Here is an 18,021-nt window from a genome sequence, read left to right as displayed (position 1 = left end):
AGGAAAGTCATGCAACATCGTCGTATTCAACCCCATGTCCTGGCGCTGGCCGCCGCCGCACTGTGCTCGCAATTTGCCTATGCGGCGGACACCGAACTGCCGATGGTCACCGTGCAGACGGCAGCGGCGTCCGATCCGCTGCACGGCACCAGCAGCGCCACCAAGCTCGATGTGCCGCTGCGTGACGTGCCGCAGTCGGTGCAGTTCGTCGACAAAGAGCTGATCCGGGCGCAAGGGGCGGTGGATATGAAAGATGTGCTGCGCAACGTCAGCGGTGTTGCCCCGTCCCAGGGGGAAGGGCGGCGCGACCAGTTCTACATCCGGGGCTTCGACGCCACCCGCGACACCCTGCTTGACGGCATGCGCGACGACAGCCTGTATTTCCGCGACCTGGGCAATGTGGAACGGATCGAGGTGCTGAAGGGCCCGGCCGCGGTGCTGTACGGCCGTGGCTCGGCGGGCGGCGTGATCAACCGCGTCACCAAGAAGCCGGTGAAAACGCCGGTGCGCGAAGTGACGTTGAGCGGCGGCTCGGAGAACTTCCGCCGCATCGACCTGGACCTGGGCGGTGCTGCTGGCGAACAGGCAGCGTTCCGCCTGACCAGCGCCTACGAAGCGGGCGACAACTACCGCGACGTGGTCCATTCCGAGCGTGCAGTGCTGGCGCCATCCATCGCCTGGACGGCGGGGCGCGACACCAGCTTCCTGCTGCAAACCGAATTCCTTCACCAAAACCGTACCCCCGATCGTGGCATCCCTTCGCTGAACGGCGTGCCGGCCGATGTCCCGGTCGGCAACTTCTACGGCGAGCGCTATGACTACGCCAGGACGGATGCGCAAAATGCCCGCTTCAATGTCGAACATGCGGTCAACGACAAGCTGGTTCTGCGCAATAGCTTCCAGTATTCGAAGCTGAAGCTGGATGCGATCAATACCCGCACCCTGGGCCTGGCTGCAGCCAACACGCAAGTGCGTCGCCAGATCACCTACTTCCCTCAGGACCAGAGCAATTTCCTGAACCAGACCGAAGCGGCGTATCAGCTCGATGCCGGCGGCGTTCGTCATTCGCTGATGACCGGCGTTGAGCTGGGACACCAGAAGTCCGGCCGCCTGGTGCGTGCTGCCGCGACCACGCCGGTCAGCTTGCAGGCGCCACAGCAGCTCATGGCCATGCCGGACCTGGCCGCGTTGCCGGTCACGATCGACAACGACTTCAAGGCCGATACGGCCGCATGGTATGCACAGGACCAGGTCTCGTTTAACGAGCAGTGGAAGATGCTTGCCGGCGTGCGCTTCGACCGCTTCAAGCAGGAACAGGAGGACCGGCGCACCGGCTTGGTCCAGAGCCGCACCGACTCGGTGTGGAGCCCGCGCATCGGCGTGGTTTACCAGCCGGGCCAGGCGCACGCGCTGTACGCAAACCTGAGCCGCTCCTTCCTCCCGGTAGGGAATGACTTCTTCTACGGCGGCAAGGATTTTGCACAGATCAAGCCAGTTGAATCCTTGCAGAAGGAGATTGGCGACAAGAGCGAATGGTTCGATGGACGCCTGCAGTCGACCGTCGCCCTGTACGAGATCACGCAACGCAATGTGGCGACCAAAGACCCTTCAGATCCGGCAGGCGTGCGCCAGGTGCAGACCGGCGAACAGCAAAGCCGCGGGCTCGAAGTCGACTTGACGGGCAGCCTGGCGCAGGGCTGGAAAGTGTTTGCCAATGCCACCGTCAACCACGCCCGCATTACCCAGTCCAACAACTACAGGGTGGGCAATCGCCCCGCCAACATTCCCAAGCATGCGGCGGGCTTGTGGTCCAACTATGAGCTGGGCCACGGCTTTACCATCGGCGCCGGCGCCTTCTACGTGGGAGACCGTTTCGCCGTTGAGGACAATGCGGTGCGCTTGCCATCCTATGTGCGCTTCGATGCGATGCTTGGCTACAAAGGCAAGAACTGGGAAGCCGGGCTGAACCTGAACAACCTTGCCGACAAGGTGTATTACGAATCGGCCAACAACAACTTCCAGATCCAGCCAGGTGCGCCGCGTAGCGTCATGGCTTACGTGCGCGTGAAGATCTGAGCTATCGACGGGTGAACTCCATGACCCAGTTGGTCTGCCAGCTGGTGCCATCATCCCAGGAGTAGGCTTGCTCCCAGCGCGCCTGGCGCTCGCTGCTGCGGGTCCAGGTGAAGCGCACGCGGGCCGTGCGGCCTTTGTAGACTTCTTCGCCTTCGAAGCGTCCCACGCCATCGGCATCGAAACGGCCCACCGCCGGCGGCAGCAAGGTGCCGGTGGCGGGATCGAGCCCGCCGTCGCGGTTGGTCAGCCAGTAGATGCTCCAGCGCCCGGTCGTTGGATCGAATACGCGCAAGGTCATCGCCACGAAGCCGGGCCGCCAGTCGCCCAGCGGCCGGTACTCGTCGTAGTTGCCGATGCCGGCCGGCAGCGCGTGCACCAGGTTGCTGGCGCTGAAGGTTTCCCACGGGCTGTCCGGATTGGCGTAATCGGACTGGCGCCGGTTCTGCACCGTCCAGTCGCCGTGCAGGAAGTCGAAAGCATGCCGCGCCCGTTCGATTTCGGCGGCAGCAGGTGCACTTGCCGTCGCCGTGCCGCCGACCGCGCCAGCCGCGCCGCTTGCCGCCAGCGCCAGTGCCCCAATCAGTTTTTTCATGGTTGTCTCCTGTTTGAAAGAGCCACCATGCTAGGCCGCCAACAGGCGAGAACTTGCCCTATATGCCGGCAGTATCTGAATCCGATACCTCGGCGGAATTTCGGGGCTTGTGCAAAGCGCTGGCGCGATCATTTCGTCCTTGCCAAACGAAAGGACACGCCATGCTCACCACAATCTTCATTGTTTTCGCCGCCTGCTTTGTACTGGAGCGCCTGCGCCCCGGCTGGAAACTTCCCCGTATCCGCACCTGGCCCGTGCGCGTTCTTGCCATCAATGCCGTGCAGCTTGGCGTCGTGCTGCTGGCCGGCGTGAGCTGGGAACGCTGGACTTCGCAAGCCTCGCTGCTGCACTTGTCGGACCATGTCGGCCCGGTTGTCGGCGGCCTGCTGGCCTACTTCATCGCCACCTTTGTGTTCTACTGGTGGCATCGCGTGCGCCACGAATCGGATTTGCTGTGGCGCCTGTTCCACCAGATCCACCACAGCCCGCAGCGCATCGAAGTCATCACCTCGTTCTACAAGCATCCCGGCGAAATGATCGTCAACTCGATCATCGGCAGCCTGCTGGTCTATGCCTTCCTTGGCCTGTCTCCGGAATCCGGCGCGGTCTATACGCTGTGCACCGCGCTCGGCGAATTCTTCTACCACACCAGCGTTACCACGCCGCGCTGGGTCGGCTGGTTCTTCCAGCGTCCCGAGATGCACCGCATCCACCACCAGTACGGCCGCCACAAGAACAACTACGGAGACATCGTGTGGTGGGACATGCTGTTCGGAACCTACGAGAACCCGGAGAAGTTCGAAGCCACCTGCGGCTTCGATCCCGACAAGGAAGAACGCCTGGTGGACATGCTGGCCTACCGCGACGTCCACCAGGAGTGATCAACGCAGCGGCAGCGCGATCGGCCGCATTGGCGCCGCATCCGCACCGCGCAGCTTGAGCGAGGCGCCGATAAAGGCAAACTCATAGACCTTGTCGCGCGCCAGTTCTTCCAGGTTGACCAGCTCCATGATGGGCACCCCATGCTCGGCCAGCAGGTAGGTGTGGACCGGGATGTAGTTGTCCTTGGCCTCGGAAGGAAAGGCCTCGAAGCTCAGGTTGTCCGCCCCCACCACCATCGCGCCGTTCTGCTCCACCAGGAAGCGCGCCGCATCCAGGCCCATGCCGGGCGGGTTCTGCATGAAGGCCTGGGCCTTCTCGAACTGCTGCATGCGCCCGGTGCGGATCAGCACCACATCGCCTTTCTGCAGCGCCACCTTCTGTCGCGCCAGCGCTTCGGCCAGGTCCTTGCCAGTGACGCGGTAGTTATCCGGCAGCATGAAGACGCCCTTGGCCGCCGCCACGTCGATCAGCACGCCGCGCGCCACGATGGGCGGCAGCTTCTCCGCACCGGCCACTTTCCAGCCCCGGTCTCCCAGGTGTTCGGAAGCCTTGAAGCCATTCCAGATCTTGCCATTCAGGCCGAAGTGGTTGAGCGCATCGATATGGGTGCCCATGTGCGCATACATCGAGATGGCGCTGCCCGTGTAGCTGACGTGCTGGTTCATGGCTTTGCCGGTCTCCATCGGGTCCGACAGCACATTGCCGTGCGGCGTATGCGTCATCCACATCAGGTAAGGCGGGTCGCCGGCAGCCTGCCAGCTCGGCATGCCGACGAAATAGTCCACCGACAGGTCGTATGCGCGGCCTCCGCTGATGCGGGCCAGGATGGCCGCGCGGGAGGCTTGCGTGACCAGGTTCAGGCGCCCGATCTCATCTTGCGGCCCCCACGGGCTGGTGCCTGGTTCGGCGGCCAGGGCATTGGCGGACAGCAGCAAGGCGGCGAGGGTAGTTGCGAGTCTCATCTTGGTTCCTTTGAAAGAAAGTTCAGTGAGGCCAGCATATTTGATTCTGCTGCTAAGATAATCAGCCGTTTTTGATAAAGACTTTTTACCAGGAGGATCGAATGGACAAGCTGGCGGCCATGCACGCCTTTCGCCGCGTGGTCGAGCGCGGCAGCTTCAGCAAGGCGGCCGAGGAACTGGGGCTGTCGCCGGCCGGCATCGGCAAGCAGGTGCGCTGGCTGGAGCAGGGCCTGCACGCAGCACTGCTATTGCGCACCACGCGCACCATGAGCCTGACCGACACCGGCCGCGCCTATTTCCAGGAATGCTGCCGCCTGCTCGACGAACTGGAGGAGCTTGAACGCAGCACCAGCGGCGAGCAGGCCGCCATGAAAGGGCGCGTGCGTATCAACGCACCGATGTCGCTCAGCCTGGTGGTGCTGCCGCCGCTGCTGGCGCGTTTCATGGACCAGTATCCCGAGATCGACGTCGAGCTGACCATGGCGGACCGCTTGCTCGACGTAGTGGCGGAAGGCTTCGACCTGTCGCTGCGCGTGCGCACCACGCTGCCCGATTCCTCGCTGGTGGTACGTTCGGCCGGCAAGGTGGAGCAATGGCTATGCGCCTCCCCCAGCTACCTGCGAGAACACGGCGCGCCGCAGGAGCCGCACGACCTGCTTGCCCACCGCGCCCTGGCCTTCCGCCTGGCGGAAGCGCCCGGCCTGTGGCGGCTGGATGGCGAGGGAGGGACGGTCGAAATCGAGCCGCCGGTGCGCATGTGGCTGGACAACAGCCTGATGCTGGGACAGATGCTGGCGGCCGGGCAGGGCATCGGTTCGCTGCCATCCTTCATTGCCCGGCCGATGCTGGCCCACGGCGCGCTGGAACGCGTCCTGCCGGCCTGGCATTTGCAACCGCGCGTGGCCTACATCGTTTATCCCGGCAACCGCCACCTGCAGACCAAGGTGCGCGCCCTGTCCGACTTCCTGGCGGCGGAATTGCCGGCGATGCTCTAACGCTTGAGGATCTTCGGCACCGGCGCCGGGCGCAGGCGGTAAGCGTCCGGCATGCCGGAGCCGAGCAGGGGGCGCAGGTACATGCGGAAGGCATCGGTCACGCCGGTGCCTTTCTCGTCAATGAATTCGTCTTCCATGGTGCGCGTCTTGCCTGCCACCGCTTCCAGCGGCATCAGCTCATAGTCGACCGAATAGAAGCCGGTGCGCTTGATCGCCACCGAGCCGTTGCGGTCGCCCCACATGGCGAACTGCACGGCCTTCTCGCCCACTTCGCGCGCCTCGCGCTGGTCCACGTCGGACACGCAACCGATGAAGGAGCGCTGCAGGTAGCCGAAAGTATCGCCGCGCACGCGCTTGATGCCCAGCTTGTCCTTGATCTCGTCGCACAGCAGGTCGGCCAGCGCGCCGGTGCCGGACAGCTGCACGTTGCCATGCGCATCGCGCTCCACTTCCTTCGCCAGCAAGGTGGCGATCGGCGCGCCGGATGCATCGTGGATGCCCTCCGACACCGCCACCACGCAGCGCCCGTAGCGCGCGTAAGTGTCCTTGACGTCGGCCAGGAACTGCTCGATCGAGAATACGCGCTCCGGCAGGTAGATCAGGTGCGGCCCATCGTCCGGGAATTTCTTGCCCAGTGCGGAAGCTGCCGTCAGGAAGCCGGCATGGCGGCCCATGACCACGCCCACGTACACGCCCGGCAGCGAAGCGTTATCCAGGTTGGCGCCGGCAAAGGCCTGTGCCACAAAGCGCGCAGCGGAGGGGAAACCCGGCGTGTGGTCATTGCCCACCAGGTCGTTGTCGATGGTCTTGGGGATGTGGATGGCGCGCAGCGGATAGCCGGCAGCCTGCGCCTGCTCGGCCACGATGCGCACGGTATCCGAGGAATCGTTGCCGCCGATGTAGAAGAAGTGTTCGATCTCGTGCGCCTTCAGCACCTTGAAGATCTCTTCGCAGTACTTCAGGTCCGGCTTGTCGCGTGTGGAACCGAGGGCGGAGGAAGGGGTGGCGGCGACCAGTTCCAGGTTATGGCTGGTCTCCTGCGTCAGGTCGACGAAGTCCTCGTTGACGATGCCGCGCACGCCGTGCAGCGCACCGTAGATGCGCGTCACGTTGCGGAAGCGGCGCGCTTCGAGCACGACGCCGACCAGCGACTGGTTGATCACGGCGGTCGGACCGCCCCCTTGTGCGACCAGGATTTTGCCAGACGACATCGCGCTGCCTCCTTCGAAGTGAGTGACGGACGAGCCGCCAGCTTACTCCGTTTTTGCCCCCGCGCCGATATGCTTGTCGAGGAATTTCTCGACCCGGCCCCAGAAGTCGAGGCGGGTCTTGAGGGTGAACCAGTGGTCTTCCCCCTCGTATTTCACGTATTCGGCATTGGCCTTGGCATCGTCCAGTTCCCAGCGCATTTTACTGAAGTGCGCGTAAGGGACCCGGAGGTCGTCAGTGCCATGTGCCAGCAGAATCGGACGCTTGATGCGGGCCGCCTGTTTCAGGGGCGATGTCGCCGCTAACTGCGCGGCATCCTTTTTCAGGTCACCCACCAGCATCGGCACGTCGTTGGTCTTGTAATCGCCCTGCCGGTCGCCACGCAAGGACATGCCGCCGTCATACATCAGCGGAAGGTCGGTGATAGCCTGGTAGGCAATACCGCAGCGGTACAACCCAGGGTCGTTGACCAGGCCCATTAGGGCAGCGTAGCCCCCATAACTGCTACCCATGATGCAAACACGGGCAGGGTCTGCAATGCCTTTTTCAACAGCCCACTTGACGCTGTCGGCGATATCGTCTTGCATTTTCAGGCCCCATTGCTTGAGGCCCGCGGCAAACAACTTGTAACCGAAGCCGGTCGAACCGCGGTATTCCGGTTCCAGCACGGCGTAGCCGCGCGAGGCGAGGAACTGGGCGTCGGCGTCCCAGCCCCATTCATTGCCGCGCACGTACGGGCCCCAATGCACGAGCACTACCATCGGCAGCTTGTTGCCGCCTTTGGCCGGCTTTGTCAGCCAGGCCGGGATCTGCATGCCGTCGCGGGCACTGACCTTGACCAGTTCCTGGCGCCCCATTTCAGCTGGGTTGATGTCGGGCCGGCTCACGCCAATCACTTTCAACTGGCCGGTCTTGCTGTTGTATAGCGAGAAGGTGCGCGGCTGGCGATCGGAATAACTTTCAACCAGCAGCCATGGCACTTCCGGCGCTGCCGGCGGGGTGATCAAATTCACCGTGCCTGCCAGCTTCTTGTCCACGTCGGCCTGGGCCGCCTTCATGCCCGCGTCGAACCAGAGACTGCTGCGCGCGTCAGCCAGGTAATGGATACCAAGCAAGCGCTTGTTCGAGTACACCACTTCGCCGCTGAAGTCGTAGTCGCTCAGCGAGACCAGCGGCGCCGGGTCAACCTTGCCGTTGCTCAGGTCCATGGTGTGCAGCGCAGCCTTGTCATCTTTCAATCGGGCCTTGACCAGCATTTGCTGTTCGTCGACGAAGCCGATTGGTGCAACGCCGCCTTCACCGCTGTCGAAGGCCGGGAAGGTGCCCAAGGCGCGCCATGTGCCGCTGGCGGGGTCGTGATAGTGGACAGTTTCCATGCCTTCTTTGCTGGACACCATGACGTTGGGGGCGCCCTTTTGGTCCAGCAACCAGCTTTTCGCAGCTGCAGGCCTATTGACCAGGGTGGCCTGCCCGGTCGAAGTGTTCAACTTGACCAAGTCGGTGCGTTCGACGAAATGGTCTTTCCACTCGAGGCGACGCATGTAGATGAAATCCGAATCCTGTGCGCCCTCTTCGTTCATCAAATAGGTACTCCACGGCTCGACACGGACCATTTTGTCGTTGATTGAGGTCCAGTCGTGAGAGACCAGCTGGCGCGTGTTCTTGCCATCGCGGTCAACGGCGTACAGGCCGGGGGCAAAATAGTCCTCGCCCGATTTGCGTTTCATGTTGTACACGCTATACACCAAGCGCTTGTCGTTAACCCAGCGGATATCGCCAATATCATATTCGCTCGGGCGAGCACCGCCGACTGTGGCCTGGCTTTCACTGTCGATGATGACCATGCCGTCCCGCATGGTGCTGTTACCGACGCGCAGTGCCACGTAGCGACCGCTCGGCGACAGGACTGCGTTCTTGAATTGGGCCGGTTCGAAGAATTGCTGCAGCGGCGGGGCCGCGTGCGCCAGGCCGCCGACGGCGGCCAGGGACAGAAGAAAATGCTTGATCATCATGCTTGCTGCCAATACTGTTGTGGGAAATGTATGTTACTGGAATGGCAAGCTTTAAAAACTAGCCAAATGTAACTTTCCCCTTGATCCGTGGCGGGCGAACCGGGTCCGCCACGGCTTGCCCTATCATTTCTGGCCGATATGCTTGTCGAGGAATTTCTCGACCCGGCCCCAGAAGTCGAGACGGGTCTTCAACGTGCTCCAGCCGTGGCCTTCGCCGATGTATTCAACAAATTCGGCATCGGCCTTGGCCTCCTGCAGCGCGCTGCGCAGCTTGGTGTAGTGCGGGAAGGGGACGCGGCGATCATCCGTGCCATGCGCCAGCAGCAGCGGGCGCTTGATGCGTGCCGCCTGCTTCAGCGGCGAAGTTGCAGTGAACTGCGCGGCGTCTTTTTCCAGGTCGCCCACCAGCACCGGCACCCCGTAGGTCTTGTAATCGGGTGGCAGGTCGGACAGGACGGCCATGCCGCTGTCGTACAGCAGGGGGATGTCGGTGACGGCCGCGTACGCGATGCCGCAGCGATAAACGCCTGGATCGTTGACCAGGCCCATCAGCGTGGCGTAACCGCCATAGCTGCCGCCCATGATGCACACGCGCCCAGGATCGGCGATGCCTTTGTCCACCGCCCACTTGACGCTGTCGGCAATATCGTCCTGCATTTTCAAGCCCCATTGCTTCCGGCCTGCATTGAACAACTTCAGGCCGTAGCCGGTGGAACCGCGGAATTCCGGCTCGAGCACGGCGTAACCGCGCGAGGCAAGGAACTGCCCATCGGCATCCCAGCCCCATTCACTGCCGCGCACATAAGGCCCGCCATGGACCAGCACCACCATCGGCAGCTTCTTGCCGCCCTTGGCCGGCAATGTCAGCCAGGCCGGGATCTCCAGCCCGTCGCGGGCGCGGTACTTGACGATGTCCTGGGCGCCCATTTCGGCGGCCTTGATGTCCGGGTGCGTGCCACCCAGGCCTTTGACTTCACGGGTGTTGCTGTTGTACAGGGAATAGAAGCGCGGCTGGCGATCCGAGTAGCTGGCTACCAGCATCCAGGCGCTGTCCGGGTGCGTCGGCGGAGTGATGATGTTCACCAGGCCAGCCAATTGCCGGTCCACTTCTTTCTGCGCCGCTTGCAGCGCCGGGTCGAACCAGGCGCTGGAGCGGGCGTCGGCCAGGTAATGGATGCCGACCAGGCGCTGCTGGGAATACACCATGCGGCCGTTGAAGTCGAAGTCCGCCATCGCCACCAATGGCTCGGCATCGATCTTGCCCGTGCCGAGGTCCATCAGGTACAGCGCGGCCTTGTCGCCGTTCTTGCGGGTCCTGACCAGCAGGCGCTTGTCGTCATAGAAACCGATCGGCGACAGGCCTTGTGAGCTGCTGCCGTAGGTTGCCTGGGTCGCGACGTCGCGCCATTCGCCGCCAGCGTCGCGGTAATTGATGGTCTCATTGCCGTCTTTCGAAGACACCATGATCGTCGGCACGCCCTTGTGGTCCAGCATCCAGCCCTGCGATATGCCTGGATGGGACAGCACGCTGGATTGGCCGCTCGCGGTGTCGAGCTTGACCAGTTCGGTACGCTCGATGTCGTAGCCAGCCTTCGCCGTCCAGATCGGGCGCTCGACGTAGATGATGGTGGAATCCTGGGCGCCATCCTCATCCATCAGGTAAGTATTCCATGGCTCCAGCCGCGACTTGATATGCGAACCTGTGCTTTGATTGCCGCCGTGGTGTTCAGCCAGCTGGCGCGTTTCCTTGCCGTCGCGGCTCATGGCATAGAGTCCCGGGGCAACGCGACGGTCCCCCGGCGCCGCGTCTTTGTCCGTGACGGTATAGACCAGGCGCTCATCGTTGACCCAACGGATGTGGCCAACGTCGTATTCGGCCAGCCGTTTGGTGCTCACCACTTGCAAAGTGTCGGTATCGATCACAGCCAGCGAATCGCGGGTCTCGTTGCTGCCGACGCGCAGCGCCAGGTAGCGGCCGCTCGGCGAGAGCCGGGCTTCCTTGTAGCGCGCCGCTTCGAAGAAATGCTGGGCTGGCGGCGCAGCCTGGGCCAGTCCGGCCACGGTAGCCAGTCCGGCCAGGAAATACTTGATCATTGGAGAAGAATGCAGGGGTTGTCGGCGAAGGCTTCTAGTGGGGATGCTGCTGCGGCAGCAGCATCTCCAGAGCGTGCGATGGGATATTCACAGGAAACGAATGTTACTCTATTGGCAATCATAACTACTAGCCAAATGTAACATTCGTTTATTCTGGCGTGCGGATGTGGCGCACAAGCGACAAGGTGCGCGCATCCGGCGCCGGCGTCAGCAGGCTGACTGCCACCAGCGTTGCCAGGCCGGCCGGCACGCCAAACACGCCGGCCGAATTGGCGGCAATGCCGAACCACTGCCCGCTGAGGCTGCCGCCCAGTACCGGGTTGGCATGCAGCATGTAGTACAGGCAGGTGAAGAAGCCGGCCACCATCGCGGCCATTGCGCCCTGATGGTTGGCGCGCTGCCAGAACACGCCGGCCACCAGGGCCGGGAACAGCGTCGATGCTGCCAGCGAGAAGGCGGCCCCCACCAGGGACAGGATGTCGCCCGGCTTGGTCGAGGCGGCATAGGCGGCAATGAAGGCCACAGCCAGCAACAGCAGCTTGGAAATCGTCACCCGCTTCTGGGTCGATGCCTGCGGGTCGACGATCTTGTAGTACACGTCATGCGAAAGCGCATTCGAGATCGCCAGCAGCAGGCCGTCGGCGGTCGACAGCGCTGCCGCCAGCCCGCCTGCCGCCACCAGTCCCGACACCACATACGGCAAGCCGGCAATCTCGGGCGTGGCCAGCACCAGCACGTCGCTGTCGATCTGGATTTCCGCCAGCTGCACAATGCCGTCCAGGTTGATGTCGCTGATCGACAGCAGCGGGCTGGTCTTGTCCACATTGGCCCAGTAGGAGACCCAGGTCGGCAGGTGGGCGAAGTCGCTGCCCACCAGCGAGCTGTAGATGTCGTACTTGACCAGCACCGCCAGCGCCGGGATGGTCAGGTACACCAGCAGGATGAAGAACAGGGTCCAGAACACCGACACCCGCGTCGCCTGCACCGAAGGCGTGGTGTAGGAGCGCATCAGGATATGCGGCAGGGCCGCCGTGCCCACCATCAGGCAGAACACCAGCGCCAGGAAGTTGTTGCGCTTCTGGTCCGACTGCTCGCGGTCGGCGCCGGGAAAAGGCTCGGCGTGCTTCACCAGTTCGCGTCCGCGCGCCAGGTTGTAGTTACGCTGCGCGGTCCACACGACGGCCGCGTCTTCCACGGTTTTCGGATAGTTGGCCAGTGCCCGTTCTGCAGCGCGGATTTCCAGCAGCGAGCCATTGCGCTGCTTGACCATGTCCAGGTTGTGCTGCGCCTCGAGCCGGCCCGAATCCCAAGAGGCGGGCAAGCCGTGCAGCCGCACGCCGAAATCGTCGGCGCGCTGCAGGAACACTTCGCGCACCTCGGCCTCTTTCTCGTCGCGCGCCAGCTGTGTCTCGCGTGCGCTGAGCTTGGGCAGCAGCTTGCCGTAGGCGACCTGCGGTACCGGATTGCCGCCGTGCTTGACCGCCAGCCACATGGCCGGCATCAGGAAGGCCACCAGGATGATGATGTACTGCGCCACCTGCGTCCAGGTAATGGCCCGCATGCCGCCCAGGAAGGAGCACACCAGGATCGACGCCAGGCCGAGGAAGATGCCGACCGAGAAATCGACGCCGGTAAAGCGCGAAGCGATCAGTCCCACAGCGTAGATCTGCGCCACCACGTAGGTGAAGGAAACGATGATGGTGGCGCCGACAGCCATCAGCCGCACGGCGCGGCCGTTGTAGCCGCCGCCGTAGCGCGCCGCGAAAAAGTCGGGGATCGTGTACTGGCCGAACTTGCGCAGGTAGGGCCCGATCAGCAGCGCCACCAGGCAGTAGCCGCCGGTCCAGCCCATGATGTAGGCCAGGCCGTCGAAGCCGTGCAGGTACAGGCCACCGGCCAGCGAAATGAAGGACGCGGCCGAAATCCAGTCGGCCGCCGTGGCCATGCCGTTGAACAGCGAGGGCACTCGCCTTCCCGCCACGTAATACTCCGCCACGTTGGAAGTGCGGCTGATCACCCCGATCGCCGCGTACAGGATGATGGTGGCGAACATGAACAGGTAGCCGATCCACAGGCGCGGCATGCCTTCCTTTTCCAGCATCGCCAGCGCGAGCAGGAACATGGCGAAGCAGCCGGTAAAGATCGTGTAGTAGCGCTGCAGCTTGCGGAAGAAGGGCGTCCTCATGCCTGGCCCCCGCTTTCGCGCAACTGCTCGCTTCTATAGCGCCGCTCCAGCGCGCGCATGCGCCAGGCATAGAAGCCGATGATGGCAAGGTAGATCAGCGAAGCGCCTTGCGCCGCCAGGTAGAACGACAGCGGCCAGCCGAAGATCGACAGCCCGCTCAATTCGCGCGCGAAGAAAATGATGCAGAACGTGGTGAGCAGCCAGGTGGCCAGCAGCCAGCCGGTCATGCGGCGTACGCGGCGCCAGTGGCGCTCGAGCTTATCCAAAATGCGGTACCTCTTCTTCTTCGGGCGGCGTGTCCGGCACGCGCAGCGGGAACGTCACGCGGAACAGGCAGCCCGGATATTTCGGGTCGGTGGTGCGCGGGTTGGCGAACAGGTCGACTTCCGCATCGTGCTGCTGCGCCACTTCGCGCACGATCGGCAGGCCCAGGCCGGAGCCCTCGGTATTGCTGCCCAGGATGCGGTAGAAGCGCTCGAACACATGGCCGCGTTCCGCCGCCGGGATGCCGGGGCCGTTGTCTTCTACTTCGAGCAGGGCATGCCTGCCTGTGCGGCGCACGCGCACCGTGACGGCGCTGCCGCGCGGCGTGTAGCGCAAGGCATTGTCGATCAGGTTGGACAGCATCTCGCGCAGCATCATCGCGTTGCCGGAAATCGGCACGTCCTCGGTCGGCGGTTCATAGCCAAGGTCGATGCCGTAGTTGAAGGACGCCTGCACCCAGTCGTGCACCGTGCTGCGCGCCACTTCGCCCAGCTCCAGCGGCTCCATCGCGGTGCCGGCCTGCGGCTGGTTCTCGGCGCGTGCCAGTGCCAGCAGCTGGTTGACCAGGCGGGTGGCCGCCTGCGACGACTTGGCCAGCTGTTCCAGCGAACGGTGCACCTCGGCCTGGTCGGTCTGGCGCAGCGCCAGTTCCGATTGGGTGCGCATGCCGGCCAGCGGGGTTTTCATCTGGTGCGCAGCGTCGGCGATGAAACGCTTTTGCGAATCGATCGACAGTTTGAGGCGCTCCAGCATTTCATTGAGCGACTTGACCAGCGGCGTGATTTCTTCCGGCACCTGGCGCGGCGGGATCGGGCTCAGGTCGTCCGACGGGCGGGCGCGGATGCGCTCCTGCAGTTCACGCAGCGGCAGCAGCCCGCGCGACAGCGCAAACCACACCAGGGCCAGCACGATCGGCAGGATGATGAACTGCGGCAGGATCACGCCCTTGATGATTTCATTGGCCAGCTTGGCGCGCTTTTCCAGCGTTTCGCCGACTTGCACCAGGGCCAGGCGCTGCGGCTGCGCCTTGTCTTCTTCCAGGTTGACCCAGGTCCAGGCGATGCGGATCGGCGTGCCGTGCAGGGTGGAGTTGCGGAACAGGACCGCGCCGGCGCGGATGTCCTGCAGCTCGGGATCCTGCTTCGGCGGCGGCGGCAGGTCGCGGTCGCCGTCGACGTGGGCGCCGGTCGGGCTGCTGACCTGGTAATAGATATTGTCCACGTCGTCGGCACGCAGGATGTCGCGCGCCGGGCCGGGCAGGCGGGGAATCACGCCGGCCACTTCGCGCACCTGCTGCGTGAGCACGGTGACGGTGTCTTCCAGCGCATGGTCGAAGGGCTGGTTGGCGATCGACTTCGCCACCAGGTAGGTGATGGCGATGCTCATTGGCCACAGCAGCAGCAGGGGAGCGAGCATCCAGTCGAGGATCTCGCCGAACAGCGAGTGCTGGATCTCGTTCTCTTCGGCGGCCGGGGCATGGTCCCAGTCGGCGGCCTGCTGCTCGCCGTTCACGGTGCAGCCGGCGGTTGCGGCGGGTTGAATTTCTCCAGGCAGTAGCCGAGCCCGCGCACGGTGGCGATGCGGATGCCGCCCACTTCAATCTTCTTGCGCAGGCGGTGCACGTACACCTCGATGGCGTTGTTGCTGACCTCTTCGCCCCATTCGCACAGGTGGTCCACCAGCTGTTCTTTCGACACCAGGCGCCCGGTGCGCGCCAGCAGGATTTCCAGCAGGCCCAGTTCACGCGCCGACAGGTCCAGCATCTGCTCGTTGATATAGGCGCTGCGCCCGACCTGGTCGTAGGTGAGGGGGCCGTGCTTGACGACGGTGGAGCCGCCGCCCTGGCCGCGCCGGGTCAGGGCGCGCACCCGCGCTTCCAGCTCGGACAGCGCGAACGGCTTGGCCATGTAATCGTCGGCGCCCAGGTCGAGGCCGTTGACCCGCTGCTCGACCGAATCGGCGGCGGTCAGGATCAGCACCGGCAGCAGCGAGCCGCGCGTGCGCAGGCGGCGCAGCACTTCCAGCCCGGACATCTTGGGCAGGCCCAGGTCCAGGATCAGCAGGTCGAATTCCTGGGTGGACAGGGCCGTGTCCGCCTCCTGCCCGTTTTTTACGCAGTCGATCGCATAGCCGGACTGGCGCAGGGAGCGCGTCAGGCCGTCCGCGAGGACGCTGTCATCTTCGGCTAATAGGATACGCATAAGGACACTGTACTCCAGCCGTTTGACTTTTCGCAAAGTTTGCAAAAAGGGGCTTGTCAAAAGCACTGTAATTTTATACAGTACCACCTGTACAACGTAGTGACCCAATTCATTTAGCCCGCGAAAGAACATCATGGACGACAAAAAAGGCGCAGTACCTGCATCGGAAAAAGCCAAGGCCCTGGCGGCCGCACTGGCCCAGATTGAAAAGCAGTTTGGCAAAGGCTCCGTGATGCGCATGGACGCATCCGCCCCGATCGAGGAAGTGCAGACTGTCTCCACCGGCTCCCTGGGCCTGGATATCGCGCTGGGCGTAGGCGGCCTGCCACGCGGCCGTGTGGTGGAAATCTACGGTCCTGAATCTTCCGGTAAAACCACCCTGACCCTGCAAGCCATCGCTGAAATGCAGAAAATGGGCGGCACCTGCGCCTTCATCGACGCGGAACACGCGCTGGACGTGGTGTATGCCCAAAAACTGGGCGTCAACCTGCACGAGCTGCTGATCTCCCAGCCGGATACCGGCGAACAGGCCCTGGAAATCTGCGACGCGCTGGTGCGCTCCGGTTCCGTGGACCTGATCGTGGTCGACTCGGTTGCCGCGCTGACCCCGAAAGCCGAAATCGAAGGCGATATGGGCGACTCCCTGCCGGGCCTGCAGGCGCGACTGATGTCCCAGGCGCTGCGCAAGCTGACCGGCACCATCAACCGCACCAACACCCTGGTAATCTTCATTAACCAGATCCGCATGAAGATCGGCGTGATGTTCGGCTCGCCGGAAACCACCACCGGCGGCAATGCCCTGAAGTTTTACGCTTCCGTGCGCCTCGACATCCGCCGTACCGGCTCGATCAAGTCGGGCGACGAGGTGATCGGCAACGAGACCAAGGTCAAGGTGGTCAAGAACAAGATTGCGCCGCCGTTCAAGGAAGCCCACTTCGACATCCTGTATGGCGAAGGCACCTCGCGCGAAGGCGAAATCATCGACCTGGGCGTGGAAGCCAAGATCGTCGAGAAGTCGGGTTCCTGGTACAGCTACGGCGGCGAGCGTATCGGCCAGGGCAAGGACAATGCCCGTTCCTTCCTCAAGGAGCGTCCGGCACTGGCGCGTGAAATCGAGAACAAGGTACGTGCGGCGCTGGGCGTGCGTGAGCTGCCGGCCGTTTCCGATGATGGCGAAGAAGCGCCGAAGCTGCGCGCGGTCGACTAAAACCGGTAAGGCAGCCGGATGGCCGTCCCGTCTGACCCGCAGGGTCAGACACTGGTATGCCGGAGCCACAGGCCGTAGATCAGAAGGTGTCTGACCCTGCGGGTCAGACATCGGTTTACCGGTTTAACAGATGCCCCTCCCCAAACCCACCCTAAAAGCCCGTGCCCTGCGCCTGCTCAGCCAGCGCGAGCACAGCCGCCTCGAACTCGCCCGCAAGCTGCAACGCCACGCGGAAGAGGGCGACGACATCGAAGCCCTGCTCAACTTCCTCGAGCAAAACAAATGGCTCTCTGAAGAGCGCTTCTCCGAAAACCTGGTGCACCGCCGCGCCGCCCGCTATGGCAACAGCCGCATCGTGGCCGAACTGCAGCACCACGGCATCGGCGGCGAGATGCTGGCCGAAGTCAAGGAAAGCCTGAAAGAAGACGAAGTCGAGCGCTGCTGCGAAGTGTGGCGCCGCAAATTCGGCGAAGTGGCCGAAGATCCCGAAGGCCGCCAGAAGCAATTGCGCTTCCTCATGTCGCGCGGCTTCTCACAAAAGGCCATCCGCACCGCCATGAAGGGCACCATGCCCGACGAGGACTTTTAAATTGGCCTGACAAGGTGTGCTACACTTCGAGAGTTTTATGCAGCACCGCGGGTGCGGTGGTTGTCCGTAGAAGCTGCGGCGTACTGATTAGCTGCTTATAATTTTGGCCACTTTTGAGTGGCATCGGTCTTATGTCCTTGTCAAATCCAGTCTCCCGACGTGCGCTGCGGCATACGCGCGCCATAGACATCCAGGCGTATTCACGCGAGGATGGCCTGTGGGATCTTGACGCCCATATCACGGACATCAAATCCTTCGACACCATGCTGGCATCGGGCCCGCGCAAGGGCAACGAAGCCCTGCACGACCTGTGGCTGCGCGTGACCGTCGATAAGCAGCTGACCATCGTCGATGCCGAAGCAAGTTCGGACGCTGCTCCCTATCCTGGCCATTGCAACACGATCGGCCCTGCCTACAAAGCCTTGATCGGCCTGAACCTGATGAAGGGTTTTCGCCATGCAGTCAAGGAAAGGCTGGCCGGCGTACAAGGCTGTACCCACCTGACAGAATTGGCCCTGGTGCTGCCGACGGCAGCCGTGCAAGCCTTTGCCAACGATGTCTGGCCAGTGAACGAGCGCTCCAGCACTGCGACAGAAAAACCGTTCCAACTTGACAAGTGCCACGCCCTCAAGACCGATGGCGGGGCAGTTGCCGAGTTCTACCCACGCTGGTACGTCAACAAGACGGAAGCAGCCTAGGTGCTGTACAAAATACATCTAACCAACAAACAGGTATTCGAAAGAAGGGAAAGCC

15 protein-coding genes are annotated in these 18,021 nt (G+C 63.2%); 6 read left to right on the top strand and 9 right to left on the bottom strand.

Annotated elements, in window-relative coordinates; translation table 11 throughout:
* Nucleotides 1-9: 9 nt before the first annotated feature.
* Nucleotides 10-2,076, top strand: a complete 2,067-nt coding sequence (locus ACN9MY_RS28965) for a TonB-dependent receptor (RefSeq protein ID WP_426165423.1) — start codon at nucleotides 10-12, stop codon at nucleotides 2,074-2,076.
* Between the two features lies 1 nt (nucleotide 2,077).
* On the opposite strand, the gene ACN9MY_RS28960 is transcribed toward ACN9MY_RS28965, so the two are convergent.
* Nucleotides 2,078-2,668 (bottom strand): hypothetical protein, encoded by a 591-nt coding sequence (locus tag ACN9MY_RS28960; RefSeq protein WP_426165421.1) that lies wholly within the window; start codon nucleotides 2,666-2,668, stop codon nucleotides 2,078-2,080.
* 161 nt (nucleotides 2,669-2,829) lie between these two features.
* Here ACN9MY_RS28960 and ACN9MY_RS28955 point away from each other — a divergent pair, with 161 nt between their 5' ends.
* Nucleotides 2,830-3,549, top strand: coding sequence for a sterol desaturase family protein (locus ACN9MY_RS28955; RefSeq protein WP_426319435.1), 720 nt, complete (start codon nucleotides 2,830-2,832; stop codon nucleotides 3,547-3,549).
* On the opposite strand, the gene ACN9MY_RS28950 is transcribed toward ACN9MY_RS28955, so the two are convergent.
* Entirely contained in the window at nucleotides 3,550-4,512 is a 963-nt protein-coding gene (locus tag ACN9MY_RS28950; protein ID WP_426165417.1) for a cyclase family protein, read from the bottom strand.
* A gap of 101 nt (nucleotides 4,513-4,613) precedes the next feature.
* Between ACN9MY_RS28950 and ACN9MY_RS28945 the strand changes: the two genes are divergently transcribed.
* Nucleotides 4,614-5,507, top strand: a complete 894-nt coding sequence (locus ACN9MY_RS28945; RefSeq protein WP_426319433.1) for a LysR family transcriptional regulator — start codon at nucleotides 4,614-4,616, stop codon at nucleotides 5,505-5,507.
* Here the strand turns inward: ACN9MY_RS28945 and ACN9MY_RS28940 are convergent.
* The 7 genes from ACN9MY_RS28940 to ACN9MY_RS28910 form a co-directional block, all read right to left on the bottom strand.
* Entirely contained in the window at nucleotides 5,504-6,718 is a 1,215-nt protein-coding gene (locus ACN9MY_RS28940) for a 6-phosphofructokinase (protein WP_426165413.1), read from the bottom strand. The two genes, ACN9MY_RS28945 and ACN9MY_RS28940, sit on opposite strands and share 4 nt — an antisense overlap.
* A gap of 42 nt (nucleotides 6,719-6,760) precedes the next feature.
* Nucleotides 6,761-8,728 carry an alpha/beta hydrolase family protein gene (locus ACN9MY_RS28935; protein ID WP_426165411.1) on the bottom strand — a complete coding sequence of 656 codons (1,968 nt, stop codon included), beginning with the start codon at nucleotides 8,726-8,728 and terminating at the stop codon, nucleotides 6,761-6,763.
* 123 nt (nucleotides 8,729-8,851) lie between these two features.
* Nucleotides 8,852-10,822, bottom strand: a complete 1,971-nt coding sequence (locus tag ACN9MY_RS28930) for a S9 family peptidase (RefSeq protein ID WP_426336502.1) — start codon at nucleotides 10,820-10,822, stop codon at nucleotides 8,852-8,854.
* A 148-nt stretch (nucleotides 10,823-10,970) separates the two neighbouring features.
* Nucleotides 10,971-13,007 carry a sodium:solute symporter family protein gene (locus tag ACN9MY_RS28925; RefSeq protein ID WP_426336501.1) on the bottom strand — a complete coding sequence of 679 codons (2,037 nt, stop codon included), beginning with the start codon at nucleotides 13,005-13,007 and terminating at the stop codon, nucleotides 10,971-10,973.
* Nucleotides 13,004-13,273, bottom strand: a complete 270-nt coding sequence (locus tag ACN9MY_RS28920; RefSeq protein WP_426165405.1) for a DUF4212 domain-containing protein — start codon at nucleotides 13,271-13,273, stop codon at nucleotides 13,004-13,006. The genes ACN9MY_RS28925 and ACN9MY_RS28920 overlap by 4 nt, the downstream gene beginning before the upstream one ends.
* Nucleotides 13,266-14,783 (bottom strand): sensor histidine kinase N-terminal domain-containing protein, encoded by a 1,518-nt coding sequence (locus tag ACN9MY_RS28915; RefSeq protein WP_426165403.1) that lies wholly within the window; start codon nucleotides 14,781-14,783, stop codon nucleotides 13,266-13,268. The genes ACN9MY_RS28920 and ACN9MY_RS28915 overlap by 8 nt, the downstream gene beginning before the upstream one ends.
* Entirely contained in the window at nucleotides 14,780-15,472 is a 693-nt protein-coding gene (locus ACN9MY_RS28910; RefSeq protein ID WP_426165401.1) for a response regulator, read from the bottom strand. Before ACN9MY_RS28910 ends, ACN9MY_RS28915 begins: the two co-directional genes overlap by 4 nt.
* A 133-nt stretch (nucleotides 15,473-15,605) precedes the next feature.
* On the opposite strand from ACN9MY_RS28910, the gene recA reads away from it, so the two are divergent.
* From recA to ACN9MY_RS28895, 3 genes are all read left to right on the top strand, one after another.
* Nucleotides 15,606-16,679 (top strand): recombinase RecA, encoded by a 1,074-nt coding sequence (recA, locus tag ACN9MY_RS28905; RefSeq protein WP_426165399.1) that lies wholly within the window; start codon nucleotides 15,606-15,608, stop codon nucleotides 16,677-16,679.
* A gap of 130 nt (nucleotides 16,680-16,809) precedes the next feature.
* The gene (gene recX, locus ACN9MY_RS28900; protein WP_426319427.1) at nucleotides 16,810-17,268 is read left to right on the top strand and encodes a recombination regulator RecX; all 459 of its coding nucleotides are present in this window, start codon (nucleotides 16,810-16,812) and stop codon (nucleotides 17,266-17,268) included.
* A 131-nt stretch (nucleotides 17,269-17,399) separates the two neighbouring features.
* A complete protein-coding gene (locus ACN9MY_RS28895; protein WP_426336500.1) occupies nucleotides 17,400-17,966 on the top strand; it encodes a DUF2889 domain-containing protein in 567 nt (188 codons plus the stop codon).
* The last annotated feature ends 55 nt before the right edge of the window (nucleotides 17,967-18,021 follow it).

It is taken from the genome of Pseudoduganella sp. R-31 (genome assembly GCF_049913235.1).
Classification (GTDB): Bacteria; Pseudomonadota; Gammaproteobacteria; order Burkholderiales; family Burkholderiaceae_D; genus Rugamonas.
Note: the sequence above shows the minus strand (reverse complement) of the source record. Positions and strands in the feature narration are given on the sequence as shown.